The organism is Microcoleus sp. K1-B1, from assembly GCF_036704705.1.
In the GTDB taxonomy this organism is placed as follows: Bacteria; Cyanobacteriota; Cyanobacteriia; order Cyanobacteriales; family Microcoleaceae; genus Microcoleus.
Genome location: NZ_JAUBSH010000032.1, coordinates 1 through 206, shown reverse-complemented (window position 1 = coordinate 206; position 206 = coordinate 1). Strand labels below are relative to the sequence as shown.

General features: G+C 52.9%; 1 protein-coding gene. It reads left to right on the top strand.

Going from position 1 to position 206, the window contains the following annotated elements:
- Positions 1 to 206 (top strand): calcium-binding protein (locus tag QUA83_RS14030; protein WP_445301775.1); only part of this gene is annotated, 206 nt, incomplete at both ends.

Genomic DNA, 206 nt, shown 5'->3' with positions numbered 1-206 from the left:
CACTTACAGCGTTAGCGACGGGGCTGCGACTGTCCCGGCTACGGTGAGTATCAACGTTACGATAGACAACCCCCCTATAAATGGCACTCCTGGCGCTGATAACTTAAGCGGAACTGCCAATCCAGATTTCATCAATGGATTGGCCGGCAACGACACCCTCAATGGATTGGCCGGCAACGACACCCTCAATGGTAACGAGGATAATG